The following is a 23,167-nucleotide window of genomic DNA, read 5'->3' as shown; positions in this document are numbered from 1 at the left end:
TTGGTCAGGTGTCAGGCGGCACACTGTGTCTGGCCTGACGACCTGTAACCACATCATTCTTTGCGCGCTGGCTTAATTCGCCTCGACAATGCGTTTCATTGCTGTCATATAGCCGCGTAATTTTTTACCTACCACTTCCACCGGATGCTGGCGGATAGCTTCATTGACGGCAATCAGCTTCAGGTTATCGACACCATTCTGACTGCTGCTTAAGCCCTTGCCGATATATTCACTACTTAAACTATTTACCTTATCGCGCAGCAAAGGTACTGCAGCATGAGCAAACAGGTAGTTACCGTACTCAGCCGTATCCGAAATCACCACGTTCATTTCATATAAGCGCTTACGGGCGATGGTATTGGCAATTAATGGCGTTTCATGCAGCGACTCATAGTAAGCCGACTCTTCGATAATGCCGGCATCGACCATGGTTTCAAAGGCCAGCTCGACGCCGGCTTTTACCATCGCCACTAACAGGATGCCGCGGTCAAAATATTCTTGTTCGCTGATCTGCTCGCTGGATACCGGCGCCTGTTCAAAGCCCGAGTCACGGGTTTGCTCACGCCAGGTCAGCAGGTTTTTATCATCATTAGCCCAGTCTGCCATCATAGTGCGGGAGAACTCGCCACTGATAATGTCGTCCATATGTTTCTCAAACAGCGGACGTAAGGTGCCTTTTAACTCTTCTGCCAGATCATAAGCTTTGATCTTGGCCGGATTGCTCAGCCGGTCCATCATATTGGTGATGCCGCCGTGCTTTAACGCTTCGGTTACGGTTTCCCAGCCATACTGAATCAGTTTGGCGGCATAACCGGCTTCCATACCATCGGCAACCATCTTGTCAAAGGCCAGAATCGCGCCGGTTTGCAACATGCCACACAGAATGGTCTGTTCGCCCATTAAATCGGATTTTACTTCGGCAACGAAGGAGGACTCTAATACCCCGGCCCGATCACCGCCAGTCGCGGCAGCATAGGCTTTGGCAATTTCCAGCCCCTGACCTTTAGGATCGTTCTCCGGATGCACTGCTATTAAGGTCGGCACGCCGAAGCCGCGCTTATATTCTTCCCGCACTTCGGTGCCCGGACACTTAGGTGCCACCATAATCACTGTAATATCAGGCCGGATCTGCTTACCCTCTTCGACAATATTAAAGCCGTGCGAGTAAGCCAGGGTCGCGCCCTGCTTCATCAGAGGCATAATGGCATCTACTACGCTGCTATGCTGCTTATCCGGGGTCAGGTTTAATACCAGATCGGCACCTGGAATTAACTGCTGATAAGTGCCGACAGTAAAACCATTGCTACTGGCTTTCTGGTAAGAAGCCCGCTTTTCAGCGATGGCCTCGTCACGCAGCGCATAGCTGATGTTTAACCCCGAGTCGCGCATATTCAAGCCCTGATTAAGGCCCTGCGCGCCACAACCGACGATCACAATATTCCAATCTTTGATAAAGCTGCAGCCGTTAGCGAACTCAGCTTTGTCCATAAAACGGCACTGGCCTAACTGGCGTAACTGCTGGCGTAAATTTAAGGTATTAAAGTAATTGCTCATCGTCAGTTCCAACATTCGTGCTGTGGCTGTTGCCAACAGGAGCAGCGGGGTTTTCATCAGGGATGCGCTGCTTTGATGAAATTAGTCTATAACGCGACTTTTATTGCGTGAAGTGATATATTTTCAATACTGCATTTCATATTCTGCAATAAAGATGGATATCCGTAGCGCACAACTGTTTTTACATCTGGCCAGCAGCCTGAATTATGCCCGCACCAGCGAGCAAATGTTTGTTAGCCCCTCCACCCTGACCCGGGTGATCCAACGGCTGGAAGAAGAGCTTGGCAGCAGCTTATTTGAACGCGATAACAGAACAGTGAAACTGACCACGGCCGGCAACCGCTTTCAACGCTTTGTAAGGCTGTGGCTGGATGAATGGCATCAGCTGCAACTGGATTTACAGCTAGCCAGCAGCGAGCTTAGCGGTACCTTAAGGATTTACTGTACCGTTACCGCCAGCTATAGCCATCTGCCGGCGCTGCTGGATAAATTTCGCCTGCACTGCCCAAAGGCAGAAATTCAGCTGAGTACCGGTGATGCGGCGCAGGCTATTGACCGCATTAAGCAGGATGAAGCCGATGTTGCTATCGCCGCCCGCCCGGAGCAGCTGCCAACTACCATGTACTTTCAAAGCATTGCCAGCCTGCCGGTGCGGTTGATTGCACCTGTGATCCCGTGCCGGGTTAATGATTTACTGGCCGGTGCAGAGGTAAACTGGAATGAGATACCGCTGATCCTGCCCGAGCATGGTCCGGCGCGCAGTCGTTTTGACCGTTGGCTGAAAGACTGCAATATTAACCCGGCTGTGGTGGCCAAGGTTGATGGCCACGAAGCCCTGGTGTCGATGGTGGCATTAGGCAGCGGTGTCAGCATAGTGCCGGATCCGGTGTTGCAGCATAGCCCGGTAAAAGAGCGGGTACGGGTGTTGGAACATCAATATCCGTTTCAGCCGTTTGACCTGGGGATCTGTATGCTGGCAAAACGGCAGCAGGAACCGCTGATCAAAAGCTTTTGGCAGCTGGCGCAAAAAAACTGACAGCCAATGTTGGTCACACCGGCATCGCGCCAACTTTGCAGCAGCTAAAACAAGATTGGAAATACCTAACAGGATAAGATGCATAAAGCCGGGAAACCCGGCTTTATTGACTTACATTACTTCACAACTTTCAGGTGGCTGCCGCGCCCCGGCTTCGGCGGCTCTGGCGGCAAGTCATCCGGCGTAGCATCAGAAACAAAATCCTGATCATCCTCTTCGTCTTCTTCAAGCGTAAAGACAGTGCCGGCACCGTTTTCACGGGCATAGATAGCCAGCACGGCTTTTACCGGAATCGACAGCGCAAAAGGCTGACCACTAAAGCGGGCATTAAAGGTGATTAACTCATTGCCCAGCTGCAGATTACCAATGGCAGAAGGCAGAATATTCAGCACGATCTGACCATTTTGCACAAATTGCTGCGGCACCTTGACCGCCGGATAGGTTGCATCGACCACCAGATAAGGCGTGCACTTGTTATCGACTATCCAGTCGTAAAAGGCGCGCAATAAATAGGGCCGGTTGGCCGTCATCTTTTGCATCAGAGCGGCATCCCCTTACGAATTTCGCGCTCAGCTTCTGTTAACGAGGCCTGGAACGCATCGCGTTCAAAAATGCGGTTCATATAGGTTTTCAGTTGTTTGCTACCGCTGCCGTTTAACTCAATACCCAGTAAAGGTAAGCGCCACAGCAACACAGCCATATAACAGTCAACCAGGCCAAACTCTTCACTCATAAAAAACGGCGCTTCACTAAACAGCGGTGCAATCGACAGCAGTCCTTCTTTTAACTCCTGACGCGCAATAGCCGCTTCGTCATCACCCTGCAGAATTTTCTCTGCCAGGCTGTACCAGTCATGTTTGATACGGTACATCATTAAACGTGCCTGGCCACGGGCAACCGGATAAACCGGCATCAGTGGTGGATGCGGGAAGCGCTCGTCCAGGTACTCCATAATGATATCTGCCTGATACAGCGCCAGTTCGCGATCCAGTAAGGTTGGCAGGCTGCCATAGGGGTTAACTTCGTAAAGATCTTCCGGCACGTTGTCCGGCGTTACCTGGAGAATATCAACCGTTACGCCTTTTTCCGCTAGCACTATGCGGACCTGATGACTACACATATCATCAACAGCTGAAAATAATGTCATCACAGGGCGTTTATTGGCAATGATCGCCATCTATTCCTCCGGTACAGTTAAAACGGCAAGGGGGCACAAGGCCCCCGATAGTAACTATTTTAAAAACAAATGCTTAGTGAACATCTTTCCAATATTCTTTCTTCAGCAGGTAAGCCAGCACGAAGAAGATCAATAAGAAGATCATCACCTTGATCCCCAGAGAGCGGGCTTCCAGTTTGGTTGGCTCGCCGGTGTAAACCATATAGTTCACCAGATCAGCCACTGCGCGATCATACTCTTCCGGACTCAGCTCACCGCTGCCGTCAGTACGGATACCAACGTAGACTTCTTTCGGCTGACCATCCACCAAGCGGGTTTCATACGCCTGATAAGGTACGCCTTGCAACTCTTGCAGCACATGCGGCATACCCACCAACGGGAATACCTTGTTGTTAACACCAAACGGACGGCTGTCATCAACATAGAAGGTACGCAGATAAGTATATAACCAATCAGCACCGCGCACCCGGGCAACGTTAGTCAGATCCGGTGGTAATACGCCGAAGGAATTTTCAGCATAGTCCGCAGGCATCGCATTAGTAATATGATCACCGACTTTTTCACCGGTAAACATCAGATGCTCCATGCCCAGCTCTTCCGGAATACCCAGATCCCGGAAAGTGCGTGAATAGCGTTGGTACTGCATCTGGTGACAACCCAGGCAATAGTTCTGGAATAACTTGGCACCATTTTGTAATGATGCTTTATCCCGCAGATCGATTGGCGCCTTGTCCAGCGGAATCGTTGGGCCTGCCGCCATTGCCAGCGATGAGGCTAATAACGCAACAGCAGAAAGTAACTTTTTCATCATCAGGTTAACCTCACTGGCAGTGGTTTGGTTTTCTCATTTTTACTGTATAACCACAGCAAACCGAAGAACGCGAAATAGGTAAATGAGAAGATCTGTGACAACACGGTATAAGTTGGTGTCGCAGGTAGCACACCCAGAATACCCAGCGCTACAAAGCTGATGCAGAACATCACCAGATTCCAGCGGTGCAGTTCACAACGGTAACGCACAGAGCGTACCTTGCCACGGTCAATCCACGGCAGTAATGCCAGTGCCAGGATGGCCAGGAACATCGCGATAGCGCCTAATAACGGATCCGGAATAGCACGTAAGATGGCATAGAATGGTGTGAAGTACCAAACCGGCGCGATATGCTCAGGTGTCTTCATTGGGTTAGCCACTTCAAAGTTTGGCGGTTCCAGGAAGAAACCACCGCCCTCAGGCACAAAGAAGATCACAAAAGCAAAGGCTAACAGGAAGCCGGCAACACCCACTAAGTCTTTTACCGTGTAGTACGGGTGGAATGGAATCGCATCGACAATCACTTTCTTGCCACCTTTGGTGAAATACTGGTGGAAAGTAAACTTTTTGTCGGCTTCAGTCAGTTCAACAGAACCATCGTTATCGCGTTTGATATCGATACCGTCCGGGTTGTTCGAACCCACTTCATGCAGGGCCATAATGTGCAGGAACACCAGGATCACCAACACCAGTGGTAAGGCAATAACATGCAGCGCAAAGAAACGGTTTAAGGTGGCACCAGAGATAACATAGTCACCGCGGATCCACAGCGTTAAATCATCGCCAATAAACGGAATAACACCGAAGATCGAGATAATTACCTGCGCACCCCAGAACGACATCTGGCCCCATGGCAGCATATAACCCATGAAAGCTTCTGCCATCAGAACTAAGAAGATCAGCATACCGAAGATCCACAGCAGTTCGCGTGGCTTCTGGTAAGAGCCGTACATCATACCGCGCAGCATATGCAGGTAGACCACGACGAAGAAGGCAGAGGCACCGGTTGAATGCATATAACGCAGTAACCAGCCGTACTCGACATCACGCATGATGTATTCGATAGAGGCAAAAGCACCTTCGGCTGATGGCTCATAGTTCATGGTCAGCCAGATACCGGTGACGATCTGGTTTACCAGCACTAACATCGCCAGCGAGCCGAAAAAGTACCAGAAGTTAAAGTTTTTTGGTGCCGGATACTGCATCACATGCAGGTTCATCTTATCCATAAAGGGTAAGCGGTACTCAATCCAGCTCATAATATTCTTAAACATCAGGCAGCCCCCTCGTCTTCACCGATCAGCACGGTGTTGTCATCGATAAACATATACGGAGGAATCATCAGGTTGGTTGGGGCAGGTACGTTCTGGAACACCCGGCCAGCCATGTCAAAACGGGAACCGTGGCAAGGACAGAAGAAACCAGAGCGGATGCCTTCAACCTGTGCCGCAAAGTCACTTGGCAGATAGGTTGGTGAACAGCCCAGGTGAGTACAGATCCCGACGGCAATAAAAATTTCCGGCTTGATGGAACGATGACGGTTTTGGGCGTAAGCAGGCTGTTGCGGCTCCTTGGAACCTGGATCCCGTAAGCGGTTCTCGGTATCGGCCAGTTGGGCCAGCATTTCTTCGGTACGCTTTACGATCCACACCGGGCGACCACGCCACTCTACGCGGATTAGTTGCCCATCTTCGAGTTTACTGATGTCAGCACTAACTGCCGCACCGGCTTGTTTAGCCCGTTCACTCGGATTCCAGGACGCAATAAAGGGCACAGCAGCTCCTATGGCACCAACGCCCCCCACAACAGAGGTTGCAATGGTCAGGAAGCGGCGGCGACCATGATCTACAGGCGCATTGCTCATCCACTCATCTCCACATTGAAACGCTTAACGATTAAAAATTAAGCGGCTGAAATTCAGCATTATTATAATTACAAAATATTGCCGATCATAATGAAAAGCCTTGCGTTGCACAAGGATTAAGGCGCGCTGAACACCTAATATCTTAGTCTGATTGTAAAGTCGCAGTGCCAGCTCATCACGGTTGCTAACCAAATTGCCCCGGCAGGCAAAAAAAAACCCGGTAATACCGGGTTTTTCTGTACAAAACGAAATTAACGCTTTGAGTACTGTGGACGTTTACGTGCTTTACGCAGACCCACTTTCTTACGCTCAACCTGACGGGCGTCACGGGTAACGAAGCCAGCTTTACGCAGGGCTGGACGCAGTGACTCGTCAAATTCCATCAGTGCACGGGTGATACCGTGACGGATAGCGCCGGCCTGACCAGAAATACCACCGCCTTTAACAGTGATGTACAGGTCAAACTTTTCTACCATATCAACCAGTTCTAACGGCTGCTTTACTACCATGCAGGCAGTTTCACGGCCGAAGTACTCTTTCAGGCCACGTTGGTTAACAACGATGTTACCTGAACCAGCTTTTAAGAAAACACGCGCCGTTGAGCTTTTACGACGACCAGTTCCGTAGTATTGATTCTGTGCCATGTTATGCTCCGATTAAATATCTAAAACTTGCGGTTGCTGAGCAGCGTGCTGATGCTCTGCGCCGGCGTAAACTTTTAACTTACGGAACATAGCGCGACCCAGTGGGCCTTTAGGCAACATGCCTTTGATAGCTGATTCCAGAACCATTTCCGGCTTCTTAGCAATCAACTTCTCGAAGTTGATTTCTTTGATACCGCCTGGGAAACCAGTGTGCGAGTAATACATTTTCGCCTGAGCTTTGTTACCGGTAACAACCACTTTGTCAGCGTTTACCACGATGATGTAGTCACCAGTGTCAACGTGCGGCGTGAATTCCGGCTTATGCTTACCACGCAGACGCGCAGCGATCTCAGTAGCGATACGACCTAATGTCTTACCGTTTGCATCAACAACGTACCAGTCGCGAGTTACGCTTTCTGGTTTTGCAGTAAAAGTTTTCATTAAACTCATTCCAAAATAACTAAAGTTACACCTGACAAAGTGCAGGGCTGATGCACAGTGTCGTTATCGCACCCCTTCGAATGCAAAAACTGCCGGGCTAACGGCAGTATAAGGCTGTAACGTTGGCCGGGCGCGGATTATATATTAAACAGCAATAAAGATCAGCAGTCTGACGCGAAATTTTTTAGCTTAGGGTAAATGTTCGCTGGCCAGATAATCATGCGACTGCATTTCCTGTAACCGGCTGATACAGCGTTTAAATTCAAAACTGAGTAAACCGCCCTGATATAGCTGTTCCAGCGGTACCGCGGCCGAGATAATTAACTTAACGTGCCGCTCATAAAACTCGTCTACCAGCGCAATAAAGCGGCGCGCCACATCGTCATTATGCTGCCCCATGGGCTGCACACCGGATAACAGCACGGTATGGTATAACTTGCTCAATTCCATATAGTCATACTGACTACGGGCGGTTTCACACAGCTCATAAAAACTAAACCAGACAATGCCATCGGCCTCGGCCCGGGTTTGCAGTTTACGGTTCGCCACTTCGATACTGACCGCGCTTTGCCGCGGCTCAACTGACAGCGCCAGAAAGTACTGCTCCAGATTAGTATCAGCTTGCGGGTCAAGTGGGTAGTGATAAATCTCGGCTTGTTCCAGGGTGCGTAGCCGATAATCAATACCGCTGTCGACATTAACCACCTTGGTGAAGCGTTTTATCAGTTCAATTGCCGGCAAAAAGCGCGCCCGCTGCAGGCCATTGCGATACAGGCCATCGGGTTCAATATTTGAGGTTGCCACCAGCGTGATACCGCGGGCGAACAGTGCCTGCATTAACGTGCCCAGGATCATCGCATCGGTAATATCAGAGACAAAGAACTCATCAAAACAGATAATATCGGTTTGCGCCTTAAAGCGATCGGCCACTTTTTCCAGCGGATCACTGACGCCTTTCAGCTGTTTTAATTCTTCATGCACCCGGTGCATAAAACGGTGGAAGTGCACGCGTAGCTTGCGCTCGCCTGGCAGGCATTCGTAGAAGGTATCCACCAGATAGGTTTTACCACGCCCGACACCGCCCCAAAAATATAAACCCAGCAATGGCTGCGGTAGCTGCACCTTACCACTCAAGCGCTGCCATAAACTGGGTTTATAGGGCGGGCGGTTGATATAGTCTTCAAACAGGCGCTGCAGTTGCTTAACCGCAAACTCCTGCGCAGCATCATAATGAAAATCAGCACGTTTCAGATCTTGCTGATATTTTTCCAGTGGCGTCATAAGTTTTACTTGAAAGTCTGCTGGTTAACCTCTAATTAAGGTTCATAATCTTAACATGCCTTACCACCTTGTATAAGAAGTTAGGGTAGACTACGCCATATTTTTGTAATTAAGGAGTTAGCATGGACTTAACGACGTCTCTGGTCTGGTTAGTTGTTGGCATCATCGTCGGTGGCGTAACCACCCGTTTAATCAGTATCCGCCAATTCGGGCAAAGCAAGTTACAGCAGGAACTGGATGAAAGTAAGAAACAGTTGGCGCAATATCGCCAGGATGTGTCTGAACATCTGGACACCACGCACCAGTTAATGAGTCAGCTGCAGGATAACTACGCCAAGATCGCCCGTCATGTGCAGCAATCCAAGATGCAACTGGTTGAGCAACCGGTTAATCCGCGGGATGAAATTAATTTCTTTTCGGCCGACACCCACCGCCAGATCAAACAGTCGTTACATCAGCTGGATGAGCGTCGCCGTCAGCACTCGGTAACGGAACAGCAACCACGCGACTACTCCGGTGAGGCCAGCGGGCTGATTAAGGAAAAACCGCGTAAGGACGACTAAGTTCGTCCTTTACAGCAATAAATTTCGGCGATTAATTCAGAACTTTTTTATCTAAAACGCCTCTTAGTCTCACCTTTTCTTGAGGAGTCTATCAGACGATGAATAAAAAACTGTCTTTGCTTAGCGCTGCAGTTTTTGCAGCATTCACCCTCACTGCGGTAACGCCGGCGAATGCCGCCCTACCCTTTTTAAACCGCGCCAATCAGCAGGAAATGCCGACCCTGGCGCCGATGCTGGAACAAGCAACGCCAGCCGTAGTTTATATTTCAGTGGCTGGTAGTCGCGAAGTCCGGCAGCGGGTACCCGATGCATTCCGGCATTTCTTTGGGCCGCGCGGTCCGGGTGAACTGCGTGAAGAGCGGCCGTTCCGTGGCCTGGGTTCCGGCGTAATTATTGATGCCGCCAAAGGCTATATTGTTACCAATAACCATGTGGTACAGGACGCCAGCGAAATTCAGGTACGGCTGAAAGACGGCCGCACCTTTACCGCGAAAAAACTCGGTGCCGATCCGGAAAGCGATATCGCACTGTTACAGATTGAAGCCAAAGATCTGGTGCAACTGCCCCTAGCTGACTCTGATCAATTACGGGTTGGTGACTTTGCCATCGCCATTGGTAACCCCTTTGGACTGGAGCAAACCGTAACCTCCGGTATCATCAGTTCACTTAGCCGCAGTGGCCTGAACCGCGGTGATGCCTTTGAAGACTTTATTCAGACCGATGCCGCTATCAACAGCGGTAACTCGGGCGGCGCTCTGGTGAATCTGCGTGGTGAGCTGATCGGTATTAATACTGCTATCCTTGGCCCCAACGGCGGCAATATTGGTATTGGTTTCGCCATTCCCAGCAATATGATGAAAAATCTGGTTGATCAGATCCTGGAATTTGGTGAAGTGCGCCGTGGCAGCCTTGGTGTGCGTGGCTCCAATGTCACAGCTGAATTGACTAAAGCGTTAAATCTGAACGTCAACCGTGGCGCCTTTGTCGGTGAAGTCTTGCCCGACAGTGCGGCCGCCAAGGCGGGGCTGCAATCCGGCGATGTGATTGTCAGCATTAACAGCAACCGCATTCAGAGTTTTGATGAGTTGCGCGCCAAAATTGCTACCCTGGGTGCCGGTCGGGAAGTGACGCTTGGCGTACTGCGGGATGGCCGTGAGCGTAATATCAAAGTTACCTTGCAAGAGGCGGCCAGCACCACAGTTGAAGCGACTGAGCTGCACCCAATGCTCAGAGGGGCCACCCTCAGTAATACCGAGCGCGGCATTGAAATTACCGCAATTGAGGCCAATTCAGCCGCTGCGCAGGTGGGTTTACGCCAGGGCGACCTGATTATTGGCGTTAACCGGCAACGCGTTAGCAATATGAATGAGCTACGCCGTTTACTGGAACAACGTGACGGCGGTGTGGCGGCGCTGAATATCCAGCGCGGAGATAGCCTGCTCTATATCCTGATCCGCTAAAAATCTTGGCGGGCAACAGTCGCTTAGCGCTACTGTCTGCCCGCTTTTAATGCTATGCTAGCGCTATTAATTCTCGTTCAGAAATGAAACTGTGCGCACCAGCCTGCTGTTTATCCTGCGAAGCATTGCCTATGGCTTGGCCCTGGCATTTATCCTGGTTTGGTTTTTCCCGAACCTGGCCGGTATCAGCTTGCCCAGTTTCCAGTCCCAGGCTGAAGAACAAAGCACTGCGCCGGTATCCTATAGTCGTGCTGTAAGAAGGGCGGCGCCGGCCGTCGTCAATGTCTACACCCGTAGCCGGATTGTCGATCCCCGTTCGCTGCGTCCACGCACTATTGAGCGGCAAGAACTGGGCTCAGGCGTCATTATGTCGGCTGAAGGCTATATTCTGACCAACTATCATGTTGTTTATGGCGCCGACCATATTGAAGTAGCGCTACAGGATGGCCGCTGGCTGGAAGCCGTGTTAATTGGTCAGGATGAAATCTCCGATTTAGCTGTGCTGTACGTGCAGGCAGATAATCTGCCGGTGATCCCCCAAGATCCGGCGATTGAGCCCCAGGTTGGCGATCTGGTGCTGGCCATTGGCAACCCGCTCAATTTAGGCCAGACTATCACTCAGGGCATTATCAGCGCTAATGGCAATACTGGTTTGAGCTCACGCGGTTATCCGGATTTTATGCGGATGGACGCTGCCATCAACAAAGGGAACTCAGGGGGCGCCCTGGTGAACAGTAATGGTGTGCTGGTTGGCATTAATGCGGCAGCCTTTCAGGTACAAAATCAGGACATTCAGGGCATCTTTTTTGCCGTGCCTTACCAGTTGGCGCGCAATATTATGGAAAAACTGATCAAATATGGCCGGGTTACCCGCAGCTACCTTGGCGTGTCTGGCGAGGCAGTGGTGAACTCTGCCGGTGATCGTCTGTTTTCTACCGGACAACCGCTGTACGGTTTAATGCTAACTGAAGTCGCCGCAGGCGGCCCGGCTGCCGTAGCAGGCTTACAAAGCGGGGATATTATTCTGGAAATTGCTGGCCAACAATTCGCTGATATGCGCCAGGCGATGAATTTTATCGCGGAAACTGCGCCTGATACTGAACTACCTTTCACTATTGATCGTGGCGGTCAGCGCCTGACTATCGTGACCACAGTGCGGGAACAACGCCGCCGTTAAACTACTTTGCGCACGCTGATATAGCGCTGCCGCTAAGCGGCAAACATCAGTGCCATACAAAGCGTCGCCAAAAAAATACCCGGCTCAAACCGGGTATTTTTCGTTGGCTAAACAACTCGCTATCAGGCGTTAATCCGCTCGATATGCGCGCCCAGCCGCTGCAGCTTGTCTTCGATGCGCTCGTAGCCGCGATCAATATGATAGATCCGATCGACAACAGTGGTACCCTGCGCCACCAAACCAGCAATGACCAGACTGGCCGAAGCACGCAGATCGGTTGCCATCACCTGAGCCGCGGTCAGCGAAGGGCTGTGCTGACAAACAGCGGTATTGCCCTCCAGACGAATACGGGCGCCCATGCGCTGTAATTCAGGTACGTGCATAAAGCGGTTTTCAAAGATCGTTTCCGTGACCATACCCACGCCTTCGGCAACCACGTTTAGCACAGTAAATTGCGCCTGCATATCGGTTGGAAAGCCAGGATGCGGTACCGTTTTCACATCAACTGAATTCAGCTTGCGGCCCGTCATATTCAGGCGGATCCAGTCTTCACCTGTGGTGACCTCGGCGCCGGCTTCACGCAATTTCTCCAATACCACTTCCAGATCGGCTGGCGCGGCATTGCGACAAATAATATCGCCTTTGGTGACGGCAGCAGCAACCAGGAAGGTGCCGGTTTCAATGCGATCCGGCAGTACCTTATGCTGACCACCATGCAATGCTGGCACCCCTTCGATCACCAGCGTATCGGTACCGGCACCACTGATTTTCGCACCATGACTGTTCAGATAGACCGCCAAATCGACCACTTCCGGCTCGCGGGCTGCATTCTCAATAATGGTTTTGCCATCTGCCAGTACGGCGGCCATCATCAGGTTCTCAGTACCGGTTACGCTGACCATATCCATTACGATATGTGCCGCCTTTAAACGGCTGGCGCGGGCTTTGATATAGCCGTTCTCAACGGTAATTTCTGCCCCCATCTTGCGCAGACCATCGATATGCAGGTTAACCGGCCGGGCGCCGATAGCGCAGCCACCAGGCAAGGACACTTCTGCCTGGCCAAAGCGCGTCAGTAACGGGCCCAGTGCCAGAATAGAGGCACGCATGGTTTTAACCAGCTCGTAAGGCGCAAACTGATTGCTGATGGCACTGGCGTCAACGCTAACCACGTCGTTTTGATGTGAGACCTTGGCACCGAAAAGTTGCAACAGCTTCAGGGTGGTTTCGATATCTTTTAAGCGTGGTACATTGCTGATAGTCGTTGGCTGCTCCGCCAACAAACTTGCGAATAAAATTGGCAGGGCGGCATTTTTAGCGCCGGAGATCACGACCTCTCCCTGCAGAGGGCCGTTGGCGGTAACAAGAAACTGTTGCATAGAAAATCTCAGAACGGAGGATTGAGTAACTTTTCTCTACGCCATTGCTCTGGCGTAAAGGCTTTAATACTGAGCGCGTGAATACTGCCATCAGCAATGGCTTGCATCAAAGGTGCGTAGACCATTTGCTGTTGCTTAACGCGACTTAACCCATCAAAACAGCTGCCGACGGCGGTGACTGCATAATGCGAACCTTCTGCTTTGACATACACTTCACTCAGCTGCAGCTCGGTTTGCAGCAGCTGTTCAATCTGTTGTAACTCCATCTGAGCACCTTAATCGACTATCGGCAATAGATCGGCAACGGCGCTAACTCGTGCCAATGACAGGAGTTGTGCCGGAGCCTGGCGGATCTGCAACTGCAGATCCCGCTGTTGTGCCAGCGCCAGCTGTTCGATCAGCCAGGCTAACCCGGCTGAGTCTACATTGGTTAGGGCGGAGAAATCAAAAACAACCTGCCCTGATAAGCTTTTTAACAGCGTAAAAGGCAAATAGTCGAGCAGGGTTTCCCGATCCAGCTCACCGCGAAAAACGAGAACCTGCCCCTGCTGGGTAATGGTTAGTGCCACAATTTACTCCGCCGTACCAGCTGGCTCAGCTTCCGGGATCTTCACCGGATCTTTGGCTTTTTCGCGCAACATCACGGTTACCCGCTCCAAGCCTTGCTGGCGGATTAAATTACTTAACTCAGCACGCTTGCTATCCAGTAATGAGATACCTTCGGCAATCATATCGATCACCAGCCAGGTTTCCGCATTACGCGGCCGGCGTAATTTAAAATCAATCACAATATCCGGCTTGCCCGGATCAATGACCCGGGTACGTACTGTGGTGATCAGGTTATTGCCAATGGCGCGTGATGGCTCAATCATCACCTTCTGCTCTTTATAGTAAGTTAAAGCACCAGCATAAGAGCCAATCATATACTGCTCAAAAGCACTGACAAACTCATTAAAGGCTTCTTGATTGGCACGGATATCTACGCTGCGGCCGACAATAGTGGCAGCGGCATAGCGGCTATCGACATAGGGCAGCAGCTCTTCAATGACGATAGTGCGCAGATGCTCTAAATCCTGCTGGATCAGTGGCTGATCAGCCTTGATCCGACTAAAGGTTTTATCGGCAACCACTTCAATCAGTTTGTTCGGATCGCTAAAGGTTTCCGTTGCCTGCGCCGGCGCTAACCAGAGCGTGGTAACCGCAAGCAGGGCTGTAAGATTTTTCAGTAAGGCGTTCATTAGTTCCCCCGGTTAAATAAAAACTGACCAATTAACTCTTCCAGCACGATGGCAGAACGGGTGTCTTCAATCATGTCGCCATCTGCCAGCATCTCGACCGTATCGTCGACAAAGCCCGGTATCAAGCCAATATACTGCTCACCTAACAGACCTGAAGTCAGGATGGCAACCGAGCTGGTTTCCGGAAAGTTGCTGTATTCGGTATTAATCGCCAGGCGAACCACCGGCGTGTAAGTGACCCGATCCAGCTCGATCGAGCTGACACGACCTACGATGACGCCACCGACTTTGACCGGTGACCGCACTTTCAGACCACCTATGTTGTCGAATTTAGCGAACAGGGTATAGGTTTGCGAATTACCGCCAAAGCCGGTATCCGCTACCCGTAACGCCAACATCACAAAGGCGGCAAACGCCAGCACAATAAAGCCACCTACCAGTATTTCCATTTTACGTGTGGTCATCTTTTATCCACCAAACATTACTGCAGTTAATATGAAATCAAAACCCAAAACAGCCAGCGACGCCGTCACTACCGTCTCAGTCGTCGCCCGGCTGATCCCCTCAGAGGTTGGCACGGCATCATAGCCTTTGTGTAAAGCAATCCAGATCACCACCAGCGCAAACACCAGACTTTTAATGACACCATTCATCACATCCTGATACAAATCGACATTAGCCTGCATCGCTGACCAGTAGCTACCGGCATCAACACCTAACCATTCCACACCTACCAGGTGGCCACCTAAGATACCAACAGCATTAAAAATTAATGCTAACAATGGCATACAGATCACACCGGCCCAGAACCTTGGGGCGATAATACGGCGTAAAGGATCGACAGCCATCATTTCCATACTGGACAGCTGTTCCGTCGCCTTCATCAGGCCGATCTCGGCCGTTAAAGCACTACCCGCCCGACCGGCAAACAACAAGGCTGTCACCACCGGGCCGAGTTCACGCAGTAAACTGAGCGAAACCAAAGGCCCAAGCATGCCCTCAGCGCCAAACTTCACCAGTACGTTGTACCCCTGCAGTGCCAGTACCATACCGATAAAGAGGCCTGATACCAGAATAATCAGCAGTGAAAGAACCCCTATCACATAGAGCTGTTTCACCAGTAGCGGAAAGCCCTTGCGGAAGTCTGGCTTACCCAGTAAGGCACCAAACAACATCAAGCCGGCGCGGCCAAAACCGGCTACTGTGCTGATGGTGCTATGACCTATTCGTTGTAATCTGTCAGCAATCACCTTGTCAGCTCCATTAATTCATCCTGATAGGCCGCGGCTTTAAAGTGGAAAGGTACCGGACCATCTGCTTCACCGCGCAGGAACTGTTGCACCAGCGGCGAAGGGTCATTACGTAGTTGTTCCGGAGTGCCCTCACCAATCACCGTTTTATCCGCCACCACATAGACATAATCAGCGATACTCATCACTTCAGTCACATCGTGCGATACCACTACTGAGGTCAGACCCAGTGCATTATTCAGCTCACGGATCAGACGGACAATCACGCCCATCGAAATCGGATCCTGCCCGGCAAAGGGCTCATCGTACATAATCAGCTCAGGATCAAGTGCTATGGCCCTGGCCAGCGCCGCACGGCGTGCCATACCACCGGACAATTCAGCTGGCATCAAGTCACGGGCACCCCGTAAGCCAACAGCTTCCAGCTTCATCAGCACAATGCGGCGGATCAGCGACTCCGGTAGCTTGGTATGTTCGCGCAGCGGAAAGGCCACGTTGTCAAAAACGGTCATTTCGGTAAACAAGGCACCGCTTTGAAACAGCATGCTCATTTTTTTGCGCGCCTGATACAGCTCGCTGCGTGACAGGCGAGGAATATCCCGGCCTTCAAACAGAATTTTCCCACTGTCAGGTTTGAGCTGGCCGCCAATCAGCTTGAGCAGTGTGGTTTTGCCAATGCCACTTGGCCCCATAATGGCAGTGACCTTACCGCGCTGCACCTGCATATTCATGGCCCGGTAGATCGGGCGATCACCGCGCGAAAAGCTTAGCCCCTGAATATCTATTAATATCTCAGACAACATCGTTCTCCATGAATTAACCGTGATACCGGCTACGGCTAACTTAAGTGTCAGACTGGCATGTTTACATACATAACTGTATGTTTGCAATCATTGCCAGACGTCAAGGTTGTATTATTGTAAACGGAATCACCTGCGGAGTGGTTACAAAAATTCGTAACAAAGTATGCGCAAATTCGAAAAGCCGTACCTGACTGCACTAAAGCCGAGGTTTTTTTGCATTTGTTGACAAGAAGCGGGAAAATACCTGCTCGTTGTTTACACCTAAAACCGGACACTATGATATCACCTTTGTCGTTAGCCATCATCTTTGTTATCGTCGGCCTGGTCTTGTTGATTTGGAGCGCCGACCGTTTTGTCTATGGTGCTTCTTCAATTGCCCGTAATAGCGGTATCTCGCCAATGATTATCGGCTTAACCATCGTTGCCATGGGTTCATCCGCCCCGGAAATGCTGGTTTCCGCCACTGCTGCCGCTCAGGGCCGGTTAGATACCTCGGTCGGCAACGCCCTGGGTTCAAACATCACCAATATCCTGCTGGTGATTGGCGTCGCAGCCTTACTTAAACCTATTGCTGTCGCCTCTCTTACCCTGAAACGCGAATTTCCAATGTTGCTGCTGTTTACCTTTCTGGGCTTTTACTTAATATCAGACCATAACTTAACGCGGGCTGAAGGCTTGATATTACTGGGGTGCTTTGTTGGTTTTATCGCCACACTGGTGTATTGGGGTAAACATGCCACGCCAGACGATCCGTTAATTGCCGAAATTGAAGCGGAATTGCCGGAACCGACCTCCAACGTTAAAGCCATTTTCTGGATCGTCGCCGGTTTAGTATTGCTGTTGGCCAGTTCGCAACTGCTGGTTCATGGTGCAGTCACTATTGCCCGCTATGCTGGCTTAAGCGATCTGGTGATTGGTTTAACCATTATTGCCATCGGCACCAGCCTGCCAGAACTGGCAGCCAGTGTGATTGGTATTTTAAAAGGTGAAGATGATTTAGCGCTGGGTAATATTATCGGCTCCAATATCTTTAATATTTTAGCGGTGCTGGGCTTAGGCGCAGTAATTGGCCCGGGCAGCCTGGATATTAACGCAGGTACCCGTGATAGCTATGTGATGATTGCTGCTACCCTGCTGATGTTGCTGATGTCACTGCGACTTGGGCGTCAGCAACGGATTAACCGGCTGGAAGGTGGTCTATTGCTAAGCGGCTTTGTCGGTTATCAATATTTATTATTTACTCAACTTGCGTAAGACAGGAACTATGGCCTCTCAGACTTTTCGTGATCAGGCACTGCAAGTACTGCGAATAGAAGCTCAGGCGGTGCAGCAACTGGAACAATACCTTGATCAGCACTTTGAACGTGCCTGCCAGCTGATTCTGGACGCCAGCGGCAAGGTCATTGTCAGTGGTATTGGTAAGTCAGGTCATATTGCCAATAAGATCGCAGCGACTCTGGCTTCGACCGGTACGCCGGCGTTTTTTGTCCATCCCGGAGAAGCCAGCCATGGCGATCTGGGCATGCTTTCAGCCGGTGATATTATGATTGCCATTTCAAACTCCGGCGAAACAGCGGAAGTCTTGACCATAGTACCGGTGATCAAACGCCTGGGTATTCCGCTGATTGCGATGACCGGTAAACCTGACTCTACTCTGGCACAAGTTGCCGATGTGCATATCTGTGTCGCTGTAGCACAGGAAGCCTGCCCACTGGGTTTAGCACCAACCGCCAGTACTACCGCCACCCTTGCTATGGGTGATGCCATTGCCGTCGCGGTGCTGGATGCCAGAGGCTTTTCTGCTGATGATTTCGCGCTGTCACACCCCGGTGGAAGTCTCGGCCGCAAGCTGTTGCTGCGCCTGTCAGATATTATGCATCAGGGCGAGCAGGTCCCTATCGTTGCCCGGCAAGCCAGTATTAAAGACGCCTTACTGGAGATATCAAAGAAAGGCCTGGGGATGACCACTATCGTCAATCCCGATGGCAGTTTGGCCGGTATTTTCACGGATGGTGATTTGCGACGTATTCTGGACCAACGCCTGGATATCCATACCGTAGCCATTGAACAGGTTATGACGGCGAATTGCATTACTGCCAAAGCCGATATGTTAGCGGCAGAAGCACTGAACATTATGCAGCAAAAGAAGATTAACGGCTTGATCGTAGTCGATGAGCAGCGCCAGCCGGTGGGCGCCTTAAATATGCATGATTTATTAAAAGCCGGGGTGCTATAAATGGAGCTGTATCAGCAACTTTATCAACCACTCAGTGACCAGCAAGCAAACCTGGCCCGTCAAATCCGCCTATTAATATGTGATGTGGATGGCGTATTCTCGGATGGCAGGATCTATCTTGGCAACGCCGGCGAAGAGTTAAAAGCGTTTCACACCCGCGATGGCTATGGCATCAAAGCATTGCGCCAGGCCGGTATTGAGGTGGCGGTCATCACCGGCCGGCGTTCAGCTATTGTAGAACAGCGCATGAAGGCGCTGACTGTACAGTACATCTATCAGGGCCAGGAAAATAAAATGGCCGCCTTTGCGGAAATTCTGGCACTGTTGCAACTTCAGCCAGATCAGGTTGCCTATATAGGTGATGATCTGGCCGACTGGCAGGTAATGCAGCACTGTGGCCTGGCTGTCGCTGTGCGGGATGCCCATCCCTATCTGCAACAACAGGCGCACCTTTGCACCAGTTTACCCGGTGGCTATGGCGCGGTACGGGAACTGTGTGATTTGTTACTGATTGCACAGCAGCGCTTTCTGCAATTTGATGGTAGCAGCACATGAGAAAGTTTTTCGTATTAAGTGTCACTGCCCTGGTACTGCTTGCGGCCTACTTATGGTTTGCGCCGCAAGGCGGCGATACCGATCGTCAGGCCGACCGCGAATTCCTGCCCGATTATATTGCGGAAAACCTGACCTTGCGTGTTTATGACCAGCAGGGCTATATTGCGGATCATCTGCAAGCCAAACGGCTGGAACATTTCGAGCAACTGGGTTTTACGCAGTTTGAATTGCCGCGCTACACCCTGTTTAACGATGAACATCAAGCCGCTTGGGAAATCAGCAGTCAGCAAGGTATTTGGTTTCCGGAAGATAAAATTATTCTGGAACAGCAAGTCCTGCTCAGAAATTTGCTGCCTGGCGAGTTTATTGAACAGGTTGAAACAGCCTCATTACAAATGCTGTTGCCAGAAAAAACGCTGCAAACGCATGAGCGGGTGCGGCTTAGCGGACCAGGCTTTTATATTCTGGGCATCGGCCTGCAGGCCGACCTCACGGCACAACATTTAGTGCTGCAAAAACATCTGGAAACGGTATACGCCAATGAAAACTAAGTTATTAATCGCTGCAGTATTTTTTAGTTCGCAAGCTCTGGCAGCGACGAAGCCAGATCATACTTTGCCGATTGCGATTAACGCAGATAATACTGAGGCGTCCATTCGCGATAATATCGCGGTTTACGTCAACAATGTCGAAGTCACCCAAGGCTCCTTGCTAATCAAAGCCGATAAGCTGGAGATCAATGCCAGTGCCGGTAAAGGTAATGAGGTGTTTATTTTTACCGGTCGTCCGGCTACCTATTCCCAATTACTGGAAGGCGACCGGCCGGTAACGGCTCAGGCGAATGAGATCCGCTACGATTTGGCCAGCCGGACCCTGACGCTGACTGCGGATGCCGAGCTTACCCAAAGCGGTTCTCTGGTGCGTGGTGATGTGATTCGTTATAACATCGAGTTACAACAGTTAACGGCCGGCAGTGAACAAAACCGGCGGGTAACCACCATTTTCACGCCGGAAACCAAGGAAAATCAATGAAGTTAGTGGTTTCACATCTGGCCAAAAGCTATAAAGGCCGGCAGGTGGTAAAAGATGTCAGTCTGGAAGTCAAAGCAGGTCAGATCGTTGGCTTGTTGGGACCCAATGGTGCCGGCAAAACCACCACTTTTTATATGATTGTTGGTCTGGTGCCATCCGATAAAGGTCAGATCACGTTAAACGAGCAAGATATCACCTTCGCCCCTATTCATCAGCGGGCCAGGGCGGGTATTGGTTATTTACCGCAGGAAAGTTCGATTTTCCGCAAATTGACGGTATACGACAATTTGCTGGCAATTCTGGAAACCCGAAAGGAACTTAACCGGCAGCAACGGGAAGAAATCGCCGATGACTTGCTGGAAGAATTTCATATCGGGCATATTAAGAATAGTCTTGGCATGGCGCTGTCTGGTGGTGAGCGGCGGCGGGTAGAGATCGCACGCGCCCTGGCCGCAGATCCGGCTTTTATTTTGCTGGATGAGCCCTTTGCCGGCGTGGACCCGATTTCGGTGCTGGATATTAAAAAAATTATTCAGCACCTATGCCAGCGCGGCATCGGGGTACTGATCACTGACCATAATGTGCGGGAAACCCTCGATGTCTGCGAAATAGCCTATATTGTCAGTCATGGTGAATTAATTGCCGCCGGCTCGCCGCAGGATGTGTTAGCGAATCAACAGGTCCGCGATGTATACCTGGGTGAGCAATTCAGGCTATAGTAGGGCAATCAGCGTCAAGTCCTCCACCCGCTGACACGGAAGGCGCAATAAGGCGGCACAGACCGCAGCCACTTCCAGGATGGAGGGGATATACTCAGGAGAGAATCAGACTTACATGAAGCCGTCTTTACAACTTCGCCTCGGTCAACAGCTAACAATGACGCCGCAGCTGCAGCAAGCGATCCGCTTATTGCAGCTTTCCACCATTGAGCTGCAGCAGGAAATTCAGGAAGCGCTGGATGCCAACCCCTTGCTTGAGCCCGACGACGACTTCGAACCGGGCACGCCCGAGACCGACCTGAGCCTGTCGAATATCAACCGTGAAGAAAGCAGCGGGTCAACGTCTGACAGTGAAGACTACCAGGCTGGTAATGACGATTATCCGGAATTTAATGACGTTAGTGAGCGCGATACCAGCGAGGCAATGGCCGAGCAGAATATCCAGGAAGACTTACCACTGGACAATAACTGGGACGATTTAGTCAGTGCCGCCCCGGTCAGCAATGGCGCTCTGCCAGACGAGGATCTGGTATATCAGGGCGAAACCACTGAAACCTTGCAGGATTATTTGCGTTGGCAAATGGACCTTACCCCTTTTTCTGAGACAGACCGCGCCATTGCCGAAGTCATTATTGAAGCCGTCGATGAAGCCGGTTTACTGACCATAGATGTGGAAGATATCTTAGCCTCACTGCAGCTGCCGGATGTCGAAGCCGATGAAGTCGAGGCTGTATTAAAACGGATCCAATTGTTTGACCCTGTCGGTGTGGCGGCCCGCTCAGTGAAAGAGTGCTTGCTGATCCAGCTACGGCAGTTTGATCCTGCCACCCCCTATTTAAATGATGCAAAACAAATAATCAGCGAATATACCGACTTTTTAGCTAACCGGGACTTTCGTTCTTTGATGCGGGTGACTAAACTCAAAGAAGATGAGTTAAAAGAAGTGATGCGCCTGATCCACAGCCTGAACCCGCGCCCCGGCGCCGATGTGATCAGGCAGGAACAGCAATATGTGATTCCTGATGTAGTGGTTACCAAGGTTAAAGGTCGTTGGCAGGTGGAGCTGAATCCGGATGCCATGCCCAAAGTGAAAATCAACCAGCAGTATGCTGCGCTGTCCAGAACGGTCAGAAGCAGTGCCGACAGCCAGTTTATCCGCTCACATCTGCAGGAGGCGAAATGGTTTTTGAAAAGTCTGGAAAGCCGCAACGAAACCTTGCTAAAGGTCGCCAACTGTATCGTGCAACAGCAACAAGCCTTTTTTGAGCATGGCGAAGAGGCCATGAAACCCATGGTATTAAATGATGTGGCAGAAATGGTAAGTATGCATGAGTCAACAATTTCCCGGGTTACTACCCAAAAGTATATGCATACGCCGCGCGGAATTTTTGAACTTAAATTCTTCTTCTCCAGTCATGTTAGTACAGAGAGTGGTGGTGAATGTTCATCTACCGCCATCCGTGCCTTTATTAAGAAATTGGTGGCAGCAGAGAACCCGGCTAAGCCACTGAGTGACAGTAAGATGGCAGAAATCTTATCCGAACAGGGGATCAATGTCGCAAGGCGTACCATCGCCAAGTACCGTGAATCGCTGTTTATTGCGCCATCTAATCAACGAAAGACCTTGCTGTAAGTGTCTTAACAAGAAGGAAGAGTCTATGCAAATCAACTTAACTGGCCGTCATGTAGAAATTACCGACTCTCTGAGAGAATATGTAGACAGTAAATTTTCCAAGCTGGAGCGTCATTTCGAGAATATCAATAACGTGCATGTTATTCTGAACGTGGAAAAACTGAAGCAAATCGCTGAAGCCAAAGTACATTTAAATGGCGGTGAAGTCTTTGCGGTGTCAGAAGATGAAAATATGTATGCTGCAATTGACCAGTTAATTGATAAACTGGACCGGCAAGTCATTAAACACAAAGAAAAGTTGTCGCGACACTAAC

28 protein-coding genes are annotated in these 23,167 nt (G+C 50.6%); 12 read left to right on the top strand and 16 right to left on the bottom strand.

Annotated elements, in window-relative coordinates; translation table 11 throughout:
• Positions 1-72: 72 nt before the first annotated feature.
• Entirely contained in the window at positions 73-1,554 is a 1,482-nt protein-coding gene (ilvC, locus tag AEST_RS02790) for a ketol-acid reductoisomerase (protein WP_039924976.1), read from the bottom strand.
• A 154-nt stretch (positions 1,555-1,708) separates the two neighbouring features.
• Between ilvC and ilvY the strand changes: the two genes are divergently transcribed.
• Positions 1,709-2,590 (top strand): HTH-type transcriptional activator IlvY, encoded by an 882-nt coding sequence (gene ilvY / locus AEST_RS02785; RefSeq protein ID WP_008606893.1) that lies wholly within the window; start codon positions 1,709-1,711, stop codon positions 2,588-2,590.
• 116 nt (positions 2,591-2,706) lie between these two features.
• Here ilvY and AEST_RS02780 read toward each other — a convergent pair whose 3' ends face one another.
• From AEST_RS02780 to zapE, 8 genes are all read right to left on the bottom strand, one after another.
• On the bottom strand, positions 2,707-3,120 hold the full coding sequence (locus AEST_RS02780) for a ClpXP protease specificity-enhancing factor (protein ID WP_039924974.1): 414 nt from the start codon (positions 3,118-3,120) through the stop codon (positions 2,707-2,709).
• Positions 3,121-3,128: 8 nt separating this feature from the next.
• A complete protein-coding gene (sspA, locus tag AEST_RS02775) occupies positions 3,129-3,767 on the bottom strand; it encodes a stringent starvation protein SspA (protein WP_008606891.1) in 639 nt (212 codons plus the stop codon).
• 73 nt (positions 3,768-3,840) lie between these two features.
• Complete coding sequence (locus AEST_RS02770) at positions 3,841-4,575, bottom strand: cytochrome c1 (RefSeq protein ID WP_039924971.1); 735 nt, start codon at positions 4,573-4,575, stop codon at positions 3,841-3,843.
• A 2-nt stretch (positions 4,576-4,577) separates the two neighbouring features.
• Positions 4,578-5,852 carry a cytochrome b gene (locus AEST_RS02765; RefSeq protein ID WP_008606889.1) on the bottom strand — a complete coding sequence of 425 codons (1,275 nt, stop codon included), beginning with the start codon at positions 5,850-5,852 and terminating at the stop codon, positions 4,578-4,580.
• On the bottom strand, positions 5,852-6,442 hold the full coding sequence (petA, locus tag AEST_RS02760; RefSeq protein ID WP_008606888.1) for a ubiquinol-cytochrome c reductase iron-sulfur subunit: 591 nt from the start codon (positions 6,440-6,442) through the stop codon (positions 5,852-5,854). Before petA ends, AEST_RS02765 begins: the two co-directional genes overlap by 1 nt.
• A 251-nt stretch (positions 6,443-6,693) precedes the next feature.
• Positions 6,694-7,086 (bottom strand): 30S ribosomal protein S9, encoded by a 393-nt coding sequence (gene rpsI / locus AEST_RS02755; RefSeq protein WP_008606886.1) that lies wholly within the window; start codon positions 7,084-7,086, stop codon positions 6,694-6,696.
• Positions 7,087-7,098: 12 nt separating this feature from the next.
• A complete protein-coding gene (rplM, locus tag AEST_RS02750; RefSeq protein ID WP_008606885.1) occupies positions 7,099-7,527 on the bottom strand; it encodes a 50S ribosomal protein L13 in 429 nt (142 codons plus the stop codon).
• 189 nt (positions 7,528-7,716) lie between these two features.
• The gene (gene zapE / locus AEST_RS02745; protein ID WP_008606884.1) at positions 7,717-8,808 is read right to left on the bottom strand and encodes a cell division protein ZapE; all 1,092 of its coding nucleotides are present in this window, start codon (positions 8,806-8,808) and stop codon (positions 7,717-7,719) included.
• Positions 8,809-8,930: 122 nt separating this feature from the next.
• Here zapE and AEST_RS02740 point away from each other — a divergent pair, with 122 nt between their 5' ends.
• The 3 genes from AEST_RS02740 to AEST_RS02730 all read left to right on the top strand — a co-directional run bounded on the left by AEST_RS02740 (position 8,931) and on the right by AEST_RS02730 (position 12,008).
• Positions 8,931-9,371: a Z-ring associated ZapG family protein gene (locus AEST_RS02740; RefSeq protein WP_008606883.1), complete on the top strand. Its 441-nt coding sequence runs from the start codon at positions 8,931-8,933 to the stop codon at positions 9,369-9,371.
• 98 nt (positions 9,372-9,469) lie between these two features.
• On the top strand, positions 9,470-10,831 hold the full coding sequence (locus AEST_RS02735) for a DegQ family serine endoprotease (RefSeq protein WP_008606881.1): 1,362 nt from the start codon (positions 9,470-9,472) through the stop codon (positions 10,829-10,831).
• A 91-nt stretch (positions 10,832-10,922) separates the two neighbouring features.
• Positions 10,923-12,008, top strand: a complete 1,086-nt coding sequence (locus tag AEST_RS02730; protein WP_008606879.1) for a trypsin-like peptidase domain-containing protein — start codon at positions 10,923-10,925, stop codon at positions 12,006-12,008.
• A 122-nt stretch (positions 12,009-12,130) separates the two neighbouring features.
• On the opposite strand, the gene murA is transcribed toward AEST_RS02730, so the two are convergent.
• From murA to mlaF, 7 genes are read right to left on the bottom strand one after another with little or no spacing between them, the layout of a single operon-like run.
• The gene (gene murA, locus AEST_RS02725; RefSeq protein WP_008606878.1) at positions 12,131-13,387 is read right to left on the bottom strand and encodes a UDP-N-acetylglucosamine 1-carboxyvinyltransferase; all 1,257 of its coding nucleotides are present in this window, start codon (positions 13,385-13,387) and stop codon (positions 12,131-12,133) included.
• 8 nt (positions 13,388-13,395) lie between these two features.
• Positions 13,396-13,653 (bottom strand): BolA family protein, encoded by a 258-nt coding sequence (locus AEST_RS02720; protein WP_008606877.1) that lies wholly within the window; start codon positions 13,651-13,653, stop codon positions 13,396-13,398.
• Positions 13,654-13,662: 9 nt separating this feature from the next.
• Positions 13,663-13,956, bottom strand: coding sequence for an STAS domain-containing protein (locus tag AEST_RS02715; protein ID WP_008606876.1), 294 nt, complete (start codon positions 13,954-13,956; stop codon positions 13,663-13,665).
• A 3-nt stretch (positions 13,957-13,959) separates the two neighbouring features.
• The gene (locus AEST_RS02710) at positions 13,960-14,625 is read right to left on the bottom strand and encodes an MlaC/ttg2D family ABC transporter substrate-binding protein (RefSeq protein ID WP_008606875.1); all 666 of its coding nucleotides are present in this window, start codon (positions 14,623-14,625) and stop codon (positions 13,960-13,962) included.
• Complete coding sequence (gene mlaD / locus AEST_RS02705) at positions 14,625-15,089, bottom strand: outer membrane lipid asymmetry maintenance protein MlaD (RefSeq protein ID WP_008606873.1); 465 nt, start codon at positions 15,087-15,089, stop codon at positions 14,625-14,627. Before mlaD ends, AEST_RS02710 begins: the two co-directional genes overlap by 1 nt.
• Positions 15,090-15,092: 3 nt before the next feature.
• Positions 15,093-15,875 (bottom strand): lipid asymmetry maintenance ABC transporter permease subunit MlaE, encoded by a 783-nt coding sequence (gene mlaE, locus AEST_RS02700; RefSeq protein ID WP_008606872.1) that lies wholly within the window; start codon positions 15,873-15,875, stop codon positions 15,093-15,095.
• Positions 15,872-16,678: a phospholipid ABC transporter ATP-binding protein MlaF gene (mlaF, locus tag AEST_RS02695; protein ID WP_008606871.1), complete on the bottom strand. Its 807-nt coding sequence runs from the start codon at positions 16,676-16,678 to the stop codon at positions 15,872-15,874. The genes mlaE and mlaF overlap by 4 nt, the downstream gene beginning before the upstream one ends.
• Before the next feature lie 276 nt (positions 16,679-16,954).
• On the opposite strand from mlaF, the gene AEST_RS02690 reads away from it, so the two are divergent.
• The 8 genes from AEST_RS02690 (at position 16,955) to hpf (ending at position 23,166) form a co-directional block, all read left to right on the top strand.
• The gene (locus AEST_RS02690; protein ID WP_008606870.1) at positions 16,955-17,932 is read left to right on the top strand and encodes a calcium/sodium antiporter; all 978 of its coding nucleotides are present in this window, start codon (positions 16,955-16,957) and stop codon (positions 17,930-17,932) included.
• A 10-nt stretch (positions 17,933-17,942) separates the two neighbouring features.
• Complete coding sequence (locus tag AEST_RS02685) at positions 17,943-18,914, top strand: KpsF/GutQ family sugar-phosphate isomerase (RefSeq protein WP_008606869.1); 972 nt, start codon at positions 17,943-17,945, stop codon at positions 18,912-18,914.
• Positions 18,915-19,469 carry a 3-deoxy-manno-octulosonate-8-phosphatase KdsC gene (gene kdsC / locus AEST_RS02680; protein WP_008606868.1) on the top strand — a complete coding sequence of 185 codons (555 nt, stop codon included), beginning with the start codon at positions 18,915-18,917 and terminating at the stop codon, positions 19,467-19,469.
• Entirely contained in the window at positions 19,466-20,020 is a 555-nt protein-coding gene (gene lptC, locus AEST_RS02675; RefSeq protein WP_008606867.1) for an LPS export ABC transporter periplasmic protein LptC, read from the top strand. The genes kdsC and lptC overlap by 4 nt, the downstream gene beginning before the upstream one ends.
• Positions 20,010-20,501: a lipopolysaccharide transport periplasmic protein LptA gene (gene lptA / locus AEST_RS02670; protein ID WP_008606866.1), complete on the top strand. Its 492-nt coding sequence runs from the start codon at positions 20,010-20,012 to the stop codon at positions 20,499-20,501. The genes lptC and lptA overlap by 11 nt, the downstream gene beginning before the upstream one ends.
• Complete coding sequence (gene lptB, locus AEST_RS02665) at positions 20,498-21,220, top strand: LPS export ABC transporter ATP-binding protein (protein WP_008606865.1); 723 nt, start codon at positions 20,498-20,500, stop codon at positions 21,218-21,220. Before lptA ends, lptB begins: the two co-directional genes overlap by 4 nt.
• Positions 21,221-21,335: 115 nt before the next feature.
• Positions 21,336-22,853, top strand: a complete 1,518-nt coding sequence (locus AEST_RS02660; RefSeq protein WP_039924953.1) for an RNA polymerase factor sigma-54 — start codon at positions 21,336-21,338, stop codon at positions 22,851-22,853.
• Between the two features lie 25 nt (positions 22,854-22,878).
• Positions 22,879-23,166, top strand: a complete 288-nt coding sequence (hpf, locus tag AEST_RS02655; protein ID WP_008606862.1) for a ribosome hibernation promoting factor — start codon at positions 22,879-22,881, stop codon at positions 23,164-23,166.
• The last annotated feature ends 1 nt before the right edge of the window (position 23,167 follow it).

Origin of the sequence: Alishewanella aestuarii B11, assembly GCF_000280055.1 — a bacterium.
Lineage (GTDB): Bacteria > Pseudomonadota > Gammaproteobacteria > Enterobacterales > Alteromonadaceae > Alishewanella > Alishewanella aestuarii.
The sequence above is the reverse complement of the archived record's forward strand: the minus strand, read 5'-3'. Positions and strand labels throughout refer to the sequence as shown.